The 16403-nt window shown below is 60.0% G+C and carries 17 protein-coding genes; 9 read left to right on the top strand and 8 right to left on the bottom strand.

From position 1 onward, the window contains the following. Positions 1-14 precede the first annotated feature (14 nt). The gene (locus IPJ76_17700) at positions 15-1454 is read left to right on the top strand and encodes a hypothetical protein (protein QQR86397.1); all 1440 of its coding nucleotides are present in this window, start codon (positions 15-17) and stop codon (positions 1452-1454) included. Here IPJ76_17700 and IPJ76_17695 read toward each other — a convergent pair. From IPJ76_17695 to dnaA, 3 genes are read right to left on the bottom strand one after another with little or no spacing between them, the layout of a single operon-like run. Beyond that, entirely contained in the window at positions 1451-2167 is a 717-nt protein-coding gene (locus tag IPJ76_17695) for an SAM-dependent methyltransferase (protein QQR86396.1), read from the bottom strand. The genes IPJ76_17700 and IPJ76_17695 overlap by 4 nt on opposite strands. Further along, positions 2164-2622: a low molecular weight phosphotyrosine protein phosphatase gene (locus tag IPJ76_17690; protein ID QQR86395.1), complete on the bottom strand. Its 459-nt coding sequence runs from the start codon at positions 2620-2622 to the stop codon at positions 2164-2166. The genes IPJ76_17695 and IPJ76_17690 overlap by 4 nt, the downstream gene beginning before the upstream one ends. A gap of 53 nt (positions 2623-2675) precedes the next feature. Then, a complete protein-coding gene (dnaA, locus tag IPJ76_17685; protein ID QQR86394.1) occupies positions 2676-4106 on the bottom strand; it encodes a chromosomal replication initiator protein DnaA in 1431 nt (476 codons plus the stop codon). Positions 4107-4496: 390 nt separating this feature from the next. Here dnaA and IPJ76_17680 point away from each other — a divergent pair, with 390 nt between their 5' ends. Beyond that, positions 4497-4910 (top strand): acyl-CoA thioesterase, encoded by a 414-nt coding sequence (locus IPJ76_17680; GenBank protein ID QQR86393.1) that lies wholly within the window; start codon positions 4497-4499, stop codon positions 4908-4910. On the opposite strand, the gene ribD is transcribed toward IPJ76_17680, so the two are convergent. From ribD to IPJ76_17665, 3 genes are all read right to left on the bottom strand, one after another. Next, positions 4907-5968 (bottom strand): bifunctional diaminohydroxyphosphoribosylaminopyrimidine deaminase/5-amino-6-(5-phosphoribosylamino)uracil reductase RibD, encoded by a 1062-nt coding sequence (gene ribD / locus IPJ76_17675; GenBank protein ID QQR86392.1) that lies wholly within the window; start codon positions 5966-5968, stop codon positions 4907-4909. The genes IPJ76_17680 and ribD overlap by 4 nt on opposite strands. A 2-nt stretch (positions 5969-5970) precedes the next feature. After that, entirely contained in the window at positions 5971-7161 is a 1191-nt protein-coding gene (locus IPJ76_17670; protein ID QQR86391.1) for a hypothetical protein, read from the bottom strand. 104 nt (positions 7162-7265) lie between these two features. After that, positions 7266-7463 (bottom strand): hypothetical protein, encoded by a 198-nt coding sequence (locus tag IPJ76_17665; protein ID QQR86390.1) that lies wholly within the window; start codon positions 7461-7463, stop codon positions 7266-7268. A 297-nt stretch (positions 7464-7760) separates the two neighbouring features. Here IPJ76_17665 and IPJ76_17660 point away from each other — a divergent pair, with 297 nt between their 5' ends. From IPJ76_17660 to IPJ76_17630, 7 genes are all read left to right on the top strand, one after another. Next, positions 7761-9071: an aspartate aminotransferase family protein gene (locus IPJ76_17660; GenBank protein ID QQR86389.1), complete on the top strand. Its 1311-nt coding sequence runs from the start codon at positions 7761-7763 to the stop codon at positions 9069-9071. A gap of 88 nt (positions 9072-9159) precedes the next feature. Beyond that, positions 9160-10110: a carbon-nitrogen hydrolase family protein gene (locus IPJ76_17655; protein ID QQR86388.1), complete on the top strand. Its 951-nt coding sequence runs from the start codon at positions 9160-9162 to the stop codon at positions 10108-10110. Positions 10111-10112: 2 nt separating this feature from the next. Beyond that, positions 10113-10625: a VOC family protein gene (locus tag IPJ76_17650; protein ID QQR86387.1), complete on the top strand. Its 513-nt coding sequence runs from the start codon at positions 10113-10115 to the stop codon at positions 10623-10625. Between the two features lie 31 nt (positions 10626-10656). Next, positions 10657-11073 (top strand): DUF423 domain-containing protein, encoded by a 417-nt coding sequence (locus IPJ76_17645; protein ID QQR86386.1) that lies wholly within the window; start codon positions 10657-10659, stop codon positions 11071-11073. An 89-nt stretch (positions 11074-11162) separates the two neighbouring features. Then, a complete protein-coding gene (pckA, locus tag IPJ76_17640; protein QQR86385.1) occupies positions 11163-12776 on the top strand; it encodes a phosphoenolpyruvate carboxykinase (ATP) in 1614 nt (537 codons plus the stop codon). Positions 12777-12857: 81 nt separating this feature from the next. Next, positions 12858-14306 carry a hypothetical protein gene (locus IPJ76_17635; GenBank protein QQR86384.1) on the top strand — a complete coding sequence of 483 codons (1449 nt, stop codon included), beginning with the start codon at positions 12858-12860 and terminating at the stop codon, positions 14304-14306. Then, complete coding sequence (locus tag IPJ76_17630; GenBank protein ID QQR86383.1) at positions 14303-15400, top strand: ABC transporter substrate-binding protein; 1098 nt, start codon at positions 14303-14305, stop codon at positions 15398-15400. Before IPJ76_17635 ends, IPJ76_17630 begins: the two co-directional genes overlap by 4 nt. Here IPJ76_17630 and IPJ76_17625 read toward each other — a convergent pair. Both IPJ76_17625 and IPJ76_17620 read right to left on the bottom strand, forming a co-directional pair. Continuing rightward, complete coding sequence (locus IPJ76_17625) at positions 15394-15861, bottom strand: DUF962 domain-containing protein (protein ID QQR86382.1); 468 nt, start codon at positions 15859-15861, stop codon at positions 15394-15396. The genes IPJ76_17630 and IPJ76_17625 overlap by 7 nt on opposite strands. Positions 15862-15867: 6 nt before the next feature. Further along, entirely contained in the window at positions 15868-16383 is a 516-nt protein-coding gene (locus IPJ76_17620; protein ID QQR86381.1) for a DinB family protein, read from the bottom strand. Between the last annotated feature and the right edge of the window lie 20 nt (positions 16384-16403).

Genomic DNA, 16403 nt, shown 5'->3' with positions numbered 1-16403 from the left:
GTAAGAGCGGCGCTATGCGGAAGATCATCCCACTTGTCATGGTGTTCATTTGTGCTCAAGCCTTCGGGCAGGAGCAGTTCGGGTTGCTGAACAGCAATTACGCGGGAACGGATGCCGTGGTGCTCAATCCAGCGCGCATGGCCACGCAATGGCCGTGGCTCGATGTCAACCTGGTAGGCGCGAACCTGCACGCACGGAACAATTATGTGTTCCTCGGCAAGCAGTATTCACTGATCGGTGAGATCCGCGGCGGTATCGCTGGCACGAACAGTGACCTGGTCATCGGCAACGAGCTCTCCATGCGTGATAAGAAGGCGTATGTCGCGGTAGAGTTCAAAGGCCCCGCCATCGCATGGTCATTGGGCAGCACCGCCATCGGTTTGAGCATGCGCTCACGTGCAGCGGTAAGCGCGGTCGGTGTGCCGGTGTCACTGGCCACGTTCGCAACCGAGACCTTCAGCTACGAGCCGCAGCACGGCGTGCGGTACAACGAGGACAACTTCCGGTTGGCGGCAGGCGCGTGGACCGAATTCGGATTGAGCATGGCGCACATCATCAGCCGGTCCAACAGCACGCTCATCAGCGCAGGTGCGACGGGCAAGTACCTGATGGGCCACGCGGGCGGAGCGCTCACGGTGGACCAGCTTGACTACATGGTGGTGGACACGGCCCGCATCGAGGTGTACGGTGCGCAGGCCGAGTACGGTTTCGTTGTGCCAAGCATGAATGCCGGGCGCGGTTTCGGGGCGGATATCGGGTTCGAGATCCAACGCACCGAAAGCGAGGTGGACAACTATGTGCCGCATTCGGCGGGTGCCGGTTGCACGCCAGCACCCTACATCTGGCGGGTCGGGGTCAGTGTGGTGGACATTGGAGCCATCAACTACAAGAACGCCGTTGGGGGAACGCTCAACAATGCCACCGCCAGCATTCCCGACTACGATGAATTGACCGTTGACGGTGCGGAAGGTCTCGATAGCCTGTTTTCCGTTGACTTCACGGGTTGGAGCGGTGATGCGGCGATAACGATCGGTTTGCCGACCGCACTGGCCGTACAATACGATCGGCGCGTGGCGAACAATGTGTTCGTTGCGGCTGACCTCGTTCATCCGCTCACGGGCACTTCCAACATGCGGATCCGCAGGGGCGCAACCGTTGCGTTGGTCCCACGCTACGAACTCAAGCGGTTCGAAGCCGCGCTGCCGATCGTTCTGCAGGAGTACCGCAAGCCCACTGTTGGATTGATGCTGCGCTTGAACAGCTTCATCATCGGAACGGACAATCTGTTGCCGCTCCTCATGCGCACCAACGAGTACACGGTTGATGTGTACGCACGCCTCAAGATCACCCTGTTCCGCAGTCCGCATTGCAGGGGAAAGGGCAGGCGCAGCTCCGAAGCGAGCGCCAAGCCCGGCGCGACGAGCGTGCCGTGCACGATCCCCACCGATCGCTAGGCCTCCTTGCCAAGGATGAAGACCGTCGGCCTGTCCTTCAGGTCAGGCATCTTCAATGTCCATTCACGAACCGGTGCCGTATGGACCCGTTCCGTTGGCTGTGTCAGATCAGTAGCGATGCAGAGCAGTGTGCCTGGTTCGCAGGTGCGAAGAACATCGGCCAATAAGGCGTCGTTGCGATAGGGGGCTTCAATGAACAGCTGTGCACCACCGGTGCAGCGCACATCGGTTTCCAACGAGCGCAACGCTTGCTGCCGATCGCGCGGCGTGCGCGGCAGGTAGCCATGGAAGGTGAAGTGCTGGCCGTTCAACCCGCTTGATGCCAGAGCCAATATCAAGGAAGATGGACCTGGAAGCGGAACGACCTTGATGTCCAGGGCATGTGCGGTGCGCACAAGAACGGCCCCGGGATCGGCAATGCCAGGCATGCCCGCCTCACTTACGATGGCGGCGTTACGTCCACCGCGCATCAAGTTCAATAGCCGTGCTGCTTCGCTCGTACCGGTGTCCTTGTCGCAGCGGTGGATCTCCAGCTTCGGAAGTTCGATGTCAGGGACCAGTCGCCGCAGCATGGCGCGCGCGGTTCTTTCATGCTCGGCGAAGAAGAGGCGGATGCCAGCGGCTACGGCAGCATTCCATGCCGGCATCGTCTCCGGGCCACCGTGATCCCCAAGCCATACCGGCAGCAAATACAGGGTGCCGTGGGCGCTCATCGGAAGTGGGCGTCAACGAATCCCCTGCAGGCATCCATCAGCATGCGGTGCACTTCATCGAACCCGCTGTCTGCACCGTAGTAAGGATCAGGCACTTCGCCTGTGCCTTGGGCCGTGGCGAACTCCATCATGCGGCGCACCTTCCGGCGGGCGGTATCGGATGGTGCGAGGCGGCGGAGATCGCGTTCGTTATTGCCGTCCATGGCCAGGATGATGTCGAAGCGCTCGAAGTCCTTGGTGCTGACTTGTCGGGCCCTCAATGCTTCGATGTTCCCGCCATGGCGCTTCATGGAAGCCCGCGCGCGGTGGTCAGGTGCTTCCCCCACGTGGTAGTCGGCCGTACCAGCGCTGTCCACTTCCAAGGCAAGGCCCCGCTCATTGGCCAGTTGGCGCAACACGCCTTCGGCCATCGGGCTCCTACAGATGTTGCCGAGGCAGACCATGAGCACTTTCATTCCTGGTGGTTGAGGGTGCAAAAGAACGAAGGCCCCGTTGCGGGGCCTTCGGATCAGTGGATGCTGAGCTTCTTCTCAAGATCGTCCAAGTAGCCCCGGAACTGCTTGTCGGTCTCCTGCAGGTTGTTCACCGTACGGCAGGCGTGCAGCACGGTAGCGTGGTCCTTGCCGCCGCAGTGCGCACCGATGTTGGCCAGGCTGCTCTTCGTCATCTTCTTCGCGAAGTACATGGCGATCTGGCGCGCCTGCACCACTTCGCGTTTGCGCGTCTTGCTCTTCAACAGTTCGATCGGCAGGTCGAAGTAATCGCAAACGACCTTCTGGATGTAGTCGATGCTCACCTCGCGCGCAGTGTTCTTGACGAACTTGTCGATCATCTGCTTCGCGAGGTCCAGGTTCACCGCCTTCTTGTTCAGCGAGCTCTGGGCGATGAGGCTGATCATCGCGCCTTCCAGTTCGCGGATGTTGGTGGTAATGCTGTAGGCCAGGTATTCGACGACTTCCTTCGGCAGCTCGATGCCCTCGGCGTACATCTTCTTCTCCAGGATGGCGATGCGGGTTTCCAACGAAGGCGTCTGGAGATCGGCGCTGAGGCCCCACTTGAAGCGCGAGAGCAAACGCTGCTCCATGCCGGCCATTTCCACTGGCGCCTTGTCACTGGTGAGCACCACTTGGCGACCGGCCTGGTGAAGGTGGTTGAAGATGCTGAAGAACACGTCTTGCGTCTTCTCTTTACCGGCGAGGAACTGCACGTCATCGATGATCAGCACGTCCACCATCTGGTAGAACTGGCTGAAGTCGTTCACCGTGTTGTTCTTCACCGCTTCGATGAACTGCTGGGTGAACTTCTCGGCCGGCACGTAAAGAACGCTCTTCTCCGGGTGGTTCTTCTTGATCTCGATGCCGATGGCGTTCGCCAAGTGCGTCTTTCCCAAGCCTACACCTCCGTACAACAACAGCGGGTTGAACGATGTGCCACCGGGCTTGCTCGCAACAGCGTAGCCGGCGCTGCGGGCAAGGCGGTTGCAATCACCCTCGATGTAATTGTCGAAGCTGTAGTTGCGGTTCAGGTTGCTCTCGATCATCACCTTCTTCAGTCCCGGGATGATGAACGGGTTCTTGATCGGGCTTTGGGATACATCGGCCGGAAGAGGCACAGCAGCGTTGCGCGTATCACGGGCATTGCTGGTCGGGATCTTCACCGAGTAGGGGTGGGCGTTGGCGCCGTTGTTCTCCATGATGATGGAGTACTCCAAGCGGCCTTCCGGCCCCAGCTCTTTGCGGATGATCTTCTTCAGCAGACCGATGTAGTGCTCTTCAAGCCACTCGTAGAAGAACTGCGATGGGACCTGGATGGTGAGGACGTGGTCGGAGAGCCGCAATGCTTTGATGGGCGAGAACCAAGTGCGGAAGCTCTGCTCGCTCACGTTGTCCTTGATCACTTCCAGGCACCTGTCCCAGGTCTTCTCGTGGTCCTTCTTCATGGTAGGTGTGGATGCGGATGCTGAAGGCATGGGTGATCGTCGGGTACGCGGTGATCGTATGGTGATGGATTGCTGTGCGCTGACAGGGGAGGCAAATATGAGCGCGCGGAAGTGAAAAACAAATCGAGGTTGCACTTGTTGGAACGGAAAATTTTCCGTTGGGACGGAGCGATCAATGCAATGCGTATAGACCGCGTCCCGCGCGGATTGCAGCGCATCACCACAAAAGCGGCAAGACTTGTCGCGGCGCGCTCATGCGGGCGTTTGGAACATTGAGTGCCGGTGATCATACAACGCGTGCGATGCATACCTGCGCACCGCTCGACAAGGTATGGCATCGGCGCGTCACCAAGCAATGCAGGTCTACTTTCACCGCGACAACGCTGATGCATGTACACACATGAGACACGGCTTAGGGTGCGCTACTCGGAAACGGACCGGATGGGTTACGTCTACTATGGCAACTACGCTGAGTACCTGGAAGTGGCCCGTGTGGAGATGCTGCGCAACGCTGGCATCGCTTACCGTGCATTGGAGGAAGAGGGTGTTATGCTGCCTGTGCGCGAACTGAGGATCGTCTACCACAAACCCGTGCGATACGACGATGAGATAACGGTCCGGACGGAGCTGCGGGTGTTACCAACCGTTCGCATCGTGTTCCACTACGCGGTGCTGCACGCTGACGGTTCCGTGCTCAGCGAGGCGGAAACAACGCTCGTGTTCGTTGATGCCGCCACCGGGCGCCCGCGCACCGCGCCACAGCATGTGCTTGCGGCGCTGGTGGAGAAGTTCGAACAGGGCTAGGCGCCGAAGCGATCGGCGATGTGCCAGGTGATGGTGTCTTTGCCGCTTACCGTCCGCTGGGTCGGCTCGTGAACGAACCGTGGTGCCCTTGTACCGTTCATGATGCCTGATGACGAGGTGTTGATCCGCACCTCGTCCCATAGTCCGCGATCAATGAAGTGCTGGTGCAGTTCGGCGCCTCCTTCCACCAATACGCTCCTGATCCCGCGCCCGTGCAGTTCGCGGAGCACCGCTGCTATCGGATCTTCGCCGTGGGACACGAGGACCTGTTCAACGGCGATGTTACCTCGCCTGACGGAAGTGAACAGCAGCGTTGCTCCTCCATCGTTGAACACTCTGCTCGTTGACGGAACGATACAAGAGCGATCGATCACCACGCGCAACGGTGAACGACCATCGGTGTGCCTCACGTTGAGTGAAGGGTCATCGTGCAGTACCGTCCTGCTTCCGACGAGGATGGCTTGCTCTTCGGCACGCCACTGATGTACGAGGATGTCCGTTGCGGGCGATGAGATGCGGTGCACCACCCGCTTGCCGGAAGGACCATTGTCAATGAAGCCGTCATTGCTCTGCGCCCATTTGAGCACGATGAACGGGCGCTGCTTTTCCACGCTAGTGAAGAACCGGCGGTTCAACCAACGGCTTTCGTTCTCCAGTACACCAACCTCGACATGGATCCCGTGCGCGCGCGCCCGTTCGATCCCTTTCCCGTGGGTGCGCGGGTCCGGATCCACGCTACCGACCACCAAGTGCTTGACCCCACGGGCCACCACCAGGTCCACACAAGGTGGCGTAATGCCGAAATGCGCACAAGGCTCGAGGTTCACAAAAAGGGCAGCATTCTCCGGCACGGCACCTTCGCCGAAGGACCTCAAGCAATTCACTTCAGCATGAGGACCACCACGGTGCATGTGCCAACCTTCCGCGAGCACTTGGTCGTTGATGGCGAGCACTGCACCGACCATCGGGTTGGGCGCGGCGCTGCCAGCGCCGTTGTACGCAAGTTGAAGGCAACGGCGCATCATGCGCTCCTGTACCGCACGATCCGGCAGTCGCATGGTCAGGCGCGGAAGGCTTCGTCACTGATCAGTGAAGTGCGCAATCGCTCATACACTGACACCAGCTTGCGTTCATCCGGACCGGAGCCTGTAGCTCCGAGTATCCTTTGGGCCAGGCAGCCTTCGCGAAGGACGAACATCGCATGGTCACGGCTGCCCGTCGGCAGTTGCTTGCCCACCTGCGCGATGATGTGCTTCCACAATTGGCCAGCGCTCATGCTTGCGGCATCGCAACCGAACGTGCGCAAGTACTGTTGGTTGTCGATCACGCCCTGTGCCCCTTTGCGCAATACGTTCTGAAGGATCTCCGTGAGATCGGCAGCATCCCAGGCACGTTGCACGTAGGTGCTGATCCATCGCCCGTTGCACAGCTTCCGCAGCACGGCAACCACGAGTTCAGCCAGGGCCATGTTCGCACCGATGCTCTCCTGACCATCCAGGACCTTCAGTTCGATGTGATCAGGATCGAAGCTGGCGGTGGCGGATCTGGAATCCATGGCCATGATGTCCGCCGTATCGTGCATGCCTGCGTCGGCGAGTGCTTTCACGATCGGGGTGAAGACGGTGCGGTAGTACTCGTCGCGCGTGAAAACGGCTTCGGGAATGAGCGGACCGGCAAGTGCGCTCCAAGCTGAAAAGCGTTGACTTTGAAGCACGAGCCGCATATCCAAGGATGGTCCAACGCGTCCTTCGATGATCGGGGAAGCGGCAGAAAGCGCAGGAAGGATGGGCAGCAGCACCCGCACAGCGGCCAGCACTTTGGCGAGCTCATCGTCCGTGAAGGGCAGCTTCACGACCAGGCATTGGTTATTGCGCCATCCGGGATGATCAGCTCCGGGAAAAGTGGCTGCCGTGGTGGTACTACCGGCCAAGAAAGGATGTGCGCCTGCCGGCAGCAGAAGCAGGTTGCGCTCCGCGAGTGCGTTGGATGCCTTCACCACTTCTGTGTGCATGGCTGCACGGGCCTGGGCAGTATCGTCAATGGGTTGCGCCGTGTTCAGTACGATCAAATGCCCCGCAGGGCCTGTACTCCAGGAAAGGGTCAAGGGCGTCCCCGATACAACGGAGCGATTGAGTTCGGCAAGCAGCTCCGCATCCACATCGATGGCTTTCAAGGTGCCCGCTCGCACCACGGCCAGGGTCGGGGAGACCATAAGCGTGCTGAACAACGGTTCCTTCTTGGTGCGCGGCATCTGAAGTGCGCCGCTAAGGTGCAGCGTTCATCGGCAAAACCGACGATAGGGGAGCAAAAGGGAACGCCCCGCAATGCGGGGCGTTCAAGCATCACGTATCCGGTTCAGTTCAGTGACTCCATCGCCCGCTCGCCTTGCAGCTTCTGGAAGCGAGTAAGCACCTCCTCATAGTTCGCCGGCAGGTTCAACTCCTTCAAGGGGTCGAAGTCCAGCGTCTCGTTCTTGGCGTACTGGGAGTAACAGCGTTGCTCTTGCTTCTGCTCTGCGGTTTCCTCGGTCTTGCCTTGCATCTTCTTCTTCATGGAGCGGGGCCGAATGTAGCGGATGGTGCAACCTTCTGACAAGGGGGCAGGGCTGTGGCAACCTCCGCACCTCTACGCTCAGTTGCCCTTAACCGCTCTTGCTGTACGGAAATCCAATATGGACAAGGCATTCCGCCCGGTTGGACAGTGAACGGACAAGGTTGGGTTTCCGAGCATCGGCCCAAGCGTGGCGCATGGAGGGGGGGCGGACTTGTGCATTTCTTCCGCCTGAACGGTTCTTCGGCGGCGCAGGACTTGTCCAATTTCGCCACCGCTCCGCGGAAGCCGAGCCCTAGCATGACCGACCAATTGACCAAGAGCCAGGAACTCATCGCCCGCAGGAAGGCCGCTGTGCCCAATGGTGTGGGGATGTTCAACTATGCAACTGCCGCGAAGGCCAGCGGGGCCACCATTACCGACGGCGATGGCCGTGACCTGATCGACTTCGCCGGGGGCATCGGCGTTGTGAACGCGGGCCACTGCCCACCGCCCGTGGTGAAGGCCATTCAGGAGCAGGCTGAGAAGTTCCTTCATGTGAGCTTCAATGTGGCGAGCTATGAGCCATACGTGGCACTGTGCGAAAAGCTCAATGCCCTGTTGCCGCATGGCGGGCCCACCAAGACATTACTAGTGAGCACCGGCGCCGAAGCCGTGGAGAACGCCATCAAGATCGCCCGCCAGGCCACCAAGCGTCAGGGCGTACTTTGCTTTACCGACGCATTTCACGGACGGACGATGATGGCCATGACCCTTACCAGTAAGGTTGGGTACAAGCCGGATTGCGGCCCCTTCGCTCCGGAAGTCTACCGGACCCAGTACCCCAATTACTTCCGTTACGGCGCTGGAAGGAGCGAAGCCGAGTTCGTGAAGGCCGAACTGCACCGCTTGGAAGAACTATCGCACAACACCGTTGATCCCAATCAGTTGGCCTGTGTCATCATTGAGCTGGTGCAGGGTGAGGGCGGCTTCAACGTGGCACCGAAGGGTTATGTGGAAGGCTTGCGCAAGTGGTGCGATCAGCATGGCATCCTGCTCATCTGCGACGAGATCCAGGCGGGCTTCGGACGCACGGGCGCGTGGAGCGCTTATTCCCATTTCGGCATCACCCCCGATCTGAGCACCTGGGCCAAAAGCCTCGGCAGCGGCATGCCGATAGCGGCCGTGATGGGCAAGGCCGACATCATGGACAAGGCGGCCCCCAGCAGCATTGGCGGCACCTACATCGGCAACCCCGTGAGCTGTGCCGCTGCATTGGCCACGCTCAAGTACATGGAGGAGATCGATATCAACGCGAAAGGAAAGCACGTGGGCGAAGTGATCCGCAAGCGCTTCGAGAAGATGAAGGCCAAGCACGACTGCGTGGCTGATGCGCGCGGCTTGGGGGCCATGATGGCCATGGAGTTCAGTGTGAAGCGCGATCCAACGAAGCCCGATGCGGATACGTGCACCAAGCTCATGAACGCCTGCGCGAAGCGGGACCTGGTCGTTATCACCGCCGGCACGGACAAGAATGTGATCCGTGTCCTGAGCCCTTTGGTGATCAGTGATGAACTGCTGAACAAGGGACTGGACATCATGGAGGAGGAGTTGGACAAGATCGCTGGATGAGCAAGCACAAGGCGAATGGAATCGGTGAACGCGAACAGGAACACCGATGCTCATCCCCATCCGCCATTCACCATTCACCATTCATTGAATGAAGCCATTCTCAATCGCTGGCATCCAGATGCGCACCTCTTCGGCGGTGCCCAATGTGGAAGCCATGAAGACCAAGCTCGACCTGCTGATGGCCATCTACCCGTGGGTGGACATGGTGATGTTCAGCGAGCTCTGCGCCTACGGACCGCACATCGTTCACGCCCAAGCCGTCCCGGGCGAGTTCGAACAGGAGATGTGCGCCATGGCCGCCAAGCACGGCATCTGGCTGCTGCCCGGAAGCATCTTTGAGAAAAAGAGCGAACTCATCTACAATACGGCCTCGGTGATCGATCCCGAAGGCAGCGTGGTGACGCGTTACCGCAAAATGTTCCCCTTCTATCCCTATGAGGTGGGCGTGACCGGTGGCAACGAGTTCTGCGTGTTCGATGTGCCTGACGTGGGCCGTTTCGGCGTAAGCATCTGCTACGACATGTGGATCCCGGAAACCACGCGTACGCTCGCTGTGATGGGCGCTGAGGTGATCCTGCACCCCACGCTCACGGGAACCATCGACCGCGAGATCGAGCTCAGCATTGCCCGTGCCAGTGCGGCCACCAATCAGTGCTACTTCTTCGACATCAACGGTCTGGATGCAGGTGGCAGCGGCCGTAGTATTGTGTGCGGCCCCGAAGGACGCGTGGTGTACCAAGCCGAAGTGAACGAAGAGTTCATTCCCATAGAGATCAACCTTGAAAAGGTGCGCCGCAGCCGCGAACTCGGTGTGCTGCGTCTTGGCCAGCCATTGAAGAGCTTCCGCGATAGGCCTGTGGATTTCAATGTGTACAGCCCTGGACTGAAGCATCCGCACCTGGAAAGCCTGGGCCCATTGATCAAGCCAACACGCGTGCACGAATTGAGCGAACTGGAGGTGAAGGACGAAACGCGTGCGCACGAACTGCCGAAGCACGTTATCACCACCTACCGTCCCCCGACGGAACAAACCGAATAAGCATGGGCAGCACAGCCGGTCGTCACCACATCAAACTGAAGGACTTCGTCAGTTGGTTCGAGATCCCTGTATGGGACATCCACCGGGCCGCACGGTTCTACAACGCCATCTACAACATGGAAATGGAGATCGGCAACAATGCCGAGTTCGCCATGGCCTATTTCCCGGCCGACAAGGGCATCGGCGGCGCACTGATCCAAGGCCCAGGCTGCATTCCAAGCGACCACGGCTCGCTGATCTACCTCAATGCAGGCAACGATCTGGACGGTGTGTTGGCCCGTGTGGAACTGGCAGGTGGCCGGGTGATCATGCAGAAGACACTGATCAGCGATACTGCCGGATCATTTGGCCTGTTCATAGATAGCGAAGGAAACAGGGTGGCATTGCACGAGGGTAACCGTGGCAGCAACTCTACAGCTGCTGCGAAAAAGCGGCAAGGAATGGAAATCAAGGCAGGGCTCAAGGGAGGAGGCAAAGCGAAACCGGGGAAGAAGGCAGCCAAGAGGGGTATGTGAGGCTCTGTTCCAGCCCTCACTACCGATGGAAATGGACAAACCCAACCAACACCATGCGTCCAGGCGCACCATCGGCTATGCTTCGTCGGTCTTGCTGCTTGCCGTAGTGCTCGGTGCCTTCGGCGCGCATGGCCTGCGGGACATGGTGGATGCACAGGCAATGGCCAACTGGAAGACCGGTGTGGAGTACCAGTTCTACCACGGCTTGGCCTTGCTGTTCCTGGCGCTGGTCGGTGATCGCATTCGAGGATCTTCATTGGTATGGGCCCGCCGGGCGTTCACCGTGGGCATTTTAGGCTTCAGTGGTTCGCTCTACTTGCTCGCCATGCGCCCGGTCCTTGGAACAGAAGCGCTAACTCCGCTTCTGGGGCCCATAACCCCGCTCGGAGGGCTCATGTTCATCGTTGGGTGGGCAGCGCTCGCAGTGGGCGCGCTGCGGAAGTCCTGACCAATGCCATGGACCCCGGACCAAGGGCCGGTTACATTCGCGGCCGCTTGCGCAACCGTAGGCCAACCGAAGAACCAAACCACCATCACATGAACGAGTTCGGTAACAAACCGAAGAACGCTGACCTCTCCAAGCTGGGTCTTGGCCGAGTGGGCGAAGTGTATTGGAACCTTGACCCCGCCGAGCTGATCGAGGAGGCCATCATCACCGGCCAGGGCATGTTCGCCGACAGCGGCGCGCTGGCCATCGACACCGGCGAGTTCACCGGTCGCAGCCCCAAGGACAAGTTCTGCGTGAAGGACGCCAACACCGAGAACAGCGTGTGGTGGGGCGATGTGAACATCCCCTTCGATGCCGAGAAGTTCGAACGCCTGCAAAGCAAGCTCACCGGCTACCTGCAAGGCCGCACCGTGTACGTGAAGGATGCCTATGCCTGCGCCGATCCGGCCTATCGCCTGAACATCCGGGTGGTGGCCGAGCAGCCGGCAAGCGCGCTGTTCGCCAGCAACATGTTCCTGCGCCCAACGCACGCAGAGTTGGACGGCTTCACGCCCGACTGGCACATCATCTGCGCCCCCGGCTTCACCGCCGATGCCGCCATGGACGGTACCCGCCAGCACAACTTCGCCATCCTCAACTTCTCCAAGAAGATGATCATCATTGGTGGCACGGGCTACACCGGCGAGATCAAGAAGGGCATCTTCACGGTGCTCAACTACGTGCTGCCGCACGAGAAGGGCGTGCTCAGCATGCACTGCTCGGCCAACATCGGTAAGGCAGGCGACACGGCCGTGTTCTTCGGTTTGAGCGGTACCGGCAAGACCACCCTCAGCGCCGACCCCGACCGTCAGCTCATCGGTGACGACGAGCACGGCTGGAGCGCCCACGGCGTCTTCAACTTCGAAGGCGGCTGCTATGCGAAGTGCATCGACCTCAGCCAGGAGAAAGAACCACAGATCTGGGATGCTATCAAGTTCGGTGCGCTCCTGGAGAACGTCGTGTTCAAGGAAGGCACCACCTCGGTTGATTTCGCCGATGGCTCCAAGACGGAGAACACCCGCGTGAGCTACCCCATCGAGCACATCAGCAACATCGCCGTGCCCAGCAGTGGTGGTCATCCGAAGAACATCTTCTTCCTTACGTGCGATGCCAGTGGTGTCCTTCCTCCGATCAGCAAGCTGAGCGCTGGACAGGCCATGTACCACTTCATCAGCGGCTATACGGCGAAGGTGGCAGGCACCGAGCTCGGTGTTACCGAGCCCAAGACGGTGTTCAGCGCCTGTTTCGGTGCGCCCTTCCTGCCGCTGCACCCCGGCAAGTACGCCGAGATGCTGGGCAAGAAGATGAAGGAACACGATGTGCACATCTGGCTGGTGAACACCGGCTGGAGCGGTGGTGCTTATGGCACCGGAGACCGCATGAAGCTCAAGTTCACCCGTGCGATGATCACGGCGGCACTGAACGGTGAGTTGGACAAGGTGGAGTACAAGCAGCACCCTGTCTTCGGTGTGAGCTATCCGACCACATGCCCCAACGTGCCTGTGGAAGTGCTGGACCCGCGCAACACATGGAAGAACAAGGACGCCTATGACCAAGCGGCCGACAAGCTGGCCAAGGCGTTCAACGACAACTTCGCCAAGTACGCTGCCGGTGTAAGCGCCGAGATCCTCGCTGCTGCGCCGAAGAGCGCTGTCAAGGCGTAAGCAACCCTTTGTGCAAGGCCTCGTTCCGTTGGAGCGGGGCCTTGCCATTTGTGCGCACCGGCCCAGCTACTTTCGTCATCCTTGAAGCGCTTCATCACCCTCGTCCTCGTCGTTGTCTCGGCGGCTTCCTTGCATCTCAGGGCACAGTCGCTGGACCGCACGTTCTATCCGGAGGAGCTGCGTGAGGACCTCGAGCTCTTGCGCGTCACCATCCACGAGGCGCACGCTGATCCTTACCGGTACGTGCCGAAGGAGGCCATCGACCAAGCGTTCGCGCGTTTGGGGGGCTCCATACGCATGACCATGCCACTGCGCGATTTCATCGACTCGGTGAACGTGCTGTTGAACATGCTCGGTGACGGGCACACGCGTTGCGCTCTTCCATTGGACGAGGCCCAACGAATGGCCAGGACAGTGCCTCTGCTACCGTTGGACCTGGCCATTGAAGACACGTTACTGCACGTGCGCGCTGAGCGCATGGGATTCCGCAGTGTGGCACCCGGGAGCAGGATCCACACCATCAACGGTATGCCTGCCGGAGCGATCGTCCGCGAGCTGCTGCCGTTGATCGTTGTGGACGGCAAGGCGACTGCCGCCCGTGTGCGACGGCTGGAACGGGAGTTTGCCGTTCGGTTCGTTGCCCGCTATGGTATCAGCACGGAGTACAAGCTGATCTGTGAGAACCCGCACGGTGTTGCGGAAGAAGTGACGCTCAATGCGCTCACGCAAGAGGAAATGGCCTCGGCGACGGTCCGTCAGCAGGCGTTGTTGCCTTGGCGCAGCACGTGGTATGAAGAGCGTGACCTGATGTGGCTCGAGCTGCACACGTTGGAACCCGCTGACCTGGAAGCCGCCGATGTGCGTCCGGAGCGTTTCCTCGGCGACCTGCTCAAGGAACTGGAGAAGAGGAAGGTGGGAACATTGGTCATCGATGTGCGCGGTGCCAAAGGCAGCGACCTTGGCATGGCTGAACAGGTGTTCGCCCTTGTCGCGCAACACCCTTTCAAGGTGGCGCGCCGCATGACCGTTCGTTCAGTGACGGTTCCGACGTGGTACCGCCGCGCCATACCACTGGACGACTTCTATGCCTCGGTCCACAGCACCTTCACGATGGCCGAAGCCGGTGCCTTCATCCTTCCGGAAACCGACGAACGCATGAAGGAGTTGCCCGCCGCCCACCGTCGGTTCGAAGGGCGTGTGTTCGTGCTGCAGGATGGGGCCACCCGGGAGAGCGCTGCCGCTGTGGGCATGCTTGTGAAGCGGCACGCGCGCGGTAAGCTGTTGGGCGAAGAAGGTGGCACGAACGCCGTTTCGTATTGCGGTGGTCGCGAATTGCGCATCACTGCACCGCGTACCGGTGTGCGTTTCGTGGTGCCCCTGATCCGCTACACGTTCGATGGTTCGCCCAGCGGTCCATCGGACCATGGCGAACTGCCCGATGTGCCCGTTAAGCCGTCCGTGCAAGCCTTGCAGAGGGGTGAGGACAGCGTTCGCAACCAAGCCCTCGAGATCATCGGCAACATGCCATGAAGGTCTGGTGGGGTTGGATGATCGTGCTGCTGGCCGGTTGCACTTCGGAGGAAAGCGGCCCCCAGGTATCGCAAGGCTCGGAGGTACGACCCTTGGTCGCGCAGCACTTCACCACGTTCACCGTCCCAGCCGGTCACCGCTTGCTGGTGTTCGGTGATTCCGCACACCATGACACGATAGGTGATCTCCTTGTTCCAACGGGCGGTTTGCAGCGCATTGCAACATTGAGCACCACCCACTTGCCGTACATGAGCACGTTGGGTTGTGCTGACCGTGTGGTTGCCGCCGCTCATCTGGAGCAGGTGCGCGATGTGGCGACCAGGGAGCGCCATGCTCTGGGACAAGTCATGGAGATCGGAACGGCCGACGGTGTGGACCGCGAGGCACTGATCACTGTTGCGCCCGATGTGCTTCTGGGCTATCCGTTCGGCCGCTCGGGATCTGATACCGCCGTCGCGGGTGTGCCGCTGCTCATGATCGCCGAGTACTTGGAACCGCATCCGCTCGGGCGCGCGGAGTGGCTCAAGTTCTTTGGTGTGCTCGTAGGCAAGACCGACTTGGCGGATAGCCTCTACGCGGGTATCGCCGATCGGTACGAACGAGCCAAAGCGACCGTTGGCAACAGTCCGCGTCCCAAGGTCCTTTTCGGCAGTCAATGGAACGGCCAATGGTGGGTGCCTCCTGGCAACAGCTACATGGCCCAGCTCATCAAGGATGCCGGTGGCGACTACATCTTCAGCGACCGTCGCGGCAAGGAGAACAATGCGGTGGACATGGAAACGATGTTGGTGCGAGCCCACGATGTTGACCGGTGGGGCATGATCGCGGACCTGCCCCACTTTCCCAACGCACATGATTTTACGGGTGGCGACGCACGCTTAGCACAGTTGAGGGTCGTGCGTATGAATGAACTGTTCCTTGGTAACACCGCAAGCAAGGACCTGTTCGGGCAAGCCCTTGTTGAACCTGACGTTGTACTGATGGAACTCACGGAGATCATGCATCCGTTTCCAGGCATACTGGATCCCACATGGCACCCCGGGTACTTTGAACGACTTCGGGACATGATACCGCCACCACCGGAGGATCAATAGGCGATCCCAGACCGCCTGTAAACCTTGCCCACCAGCCACGCTGGTCCGATCAGCAGGAAGGCCAGGTCCTTCAGGAAGCTCGGCTTCTTGCCTTCCACCTTGTGGCCGTAGAATTGGCCTACCCAGGCAATGGCAAAGACGGTGAGGCTAACAGCCCACAGCGGCCAAGGTGCTTGGTCATCGAGCCATCGGGCCAGCACCATGGCAGCGTAGCTCATCACGGCCATTCCCAACGCTATGCCGAGCGACAACCGCGCATAAAACAGTAGGAGCACCGCGCCTATCACAAGTTTGGCCCATGGCAATCGGCCGAGCCACGGCAATTCGCTTGGTGGGATGCTTCCCAGCAGTCCGATCACACTGAAGAAGATGGCAGGAACGCACACCCAGTGGATCGCGATGTTGGTCGCGTTGCGGTGGCTCTCACCGTACTCGTCGAACCAGCTCTGGATGCTGCGCACGGCGGATCAGAGATAGCGCTCACGGATCACTTCCGCATGGTGCACGGCGTGCCCTGCGATGATCCAGCCCAACGCCCGCACACTGAACGGATTACCGTTGGCTGTTCCCATGCGCATCAGCATGTCGGGACTGAAGCTCTCGAAGAGTTTCTCGGTGCTGAGGCGCACGGTATCATGTTCCTCGAGCAGATCGGCCAGGCTGCGGCGTTCGGTACTGCTGCTGGCGGCGTAGTCGTTCTCATCGAATCCGGGCAGCTCCGTGCTGTCGTGGCGTGCGATGCGGAGCGCGCGGTAAGCGAACACGCGCTCGCAGTCGATGATGTGCTGCACGATATCCTTGATGGTCCACTTGCCTTCGGCGTAACGGTACTCCGCTTTGTCGCCCTTCACGCCTTCCAACGACTTGTGCAGTACGGCACTCGCGTGGCCCAACGCATGGTGAAGACTGACGCCGTCTGCTTTGCGGATGTACGACTGGTAGTAGAGCGCTGCTTCCTGTGGTTCGGGCTTGTTGCTCGGCATCGGCTTCCGTTTGGGAGCGC

Source organism: Flavobacteriales bacterium (genome assembly GCA_016699575.1).
Classification (GTDB): domain Bacteria; phylum Bacteroidota; class Bacteroidia; order Flavobacteriales_F; family PHOS-HE28; genus PHOS-HE28.
This window is presented reverse-complemented; position numbering and strand designations above follow the sequence as displayed.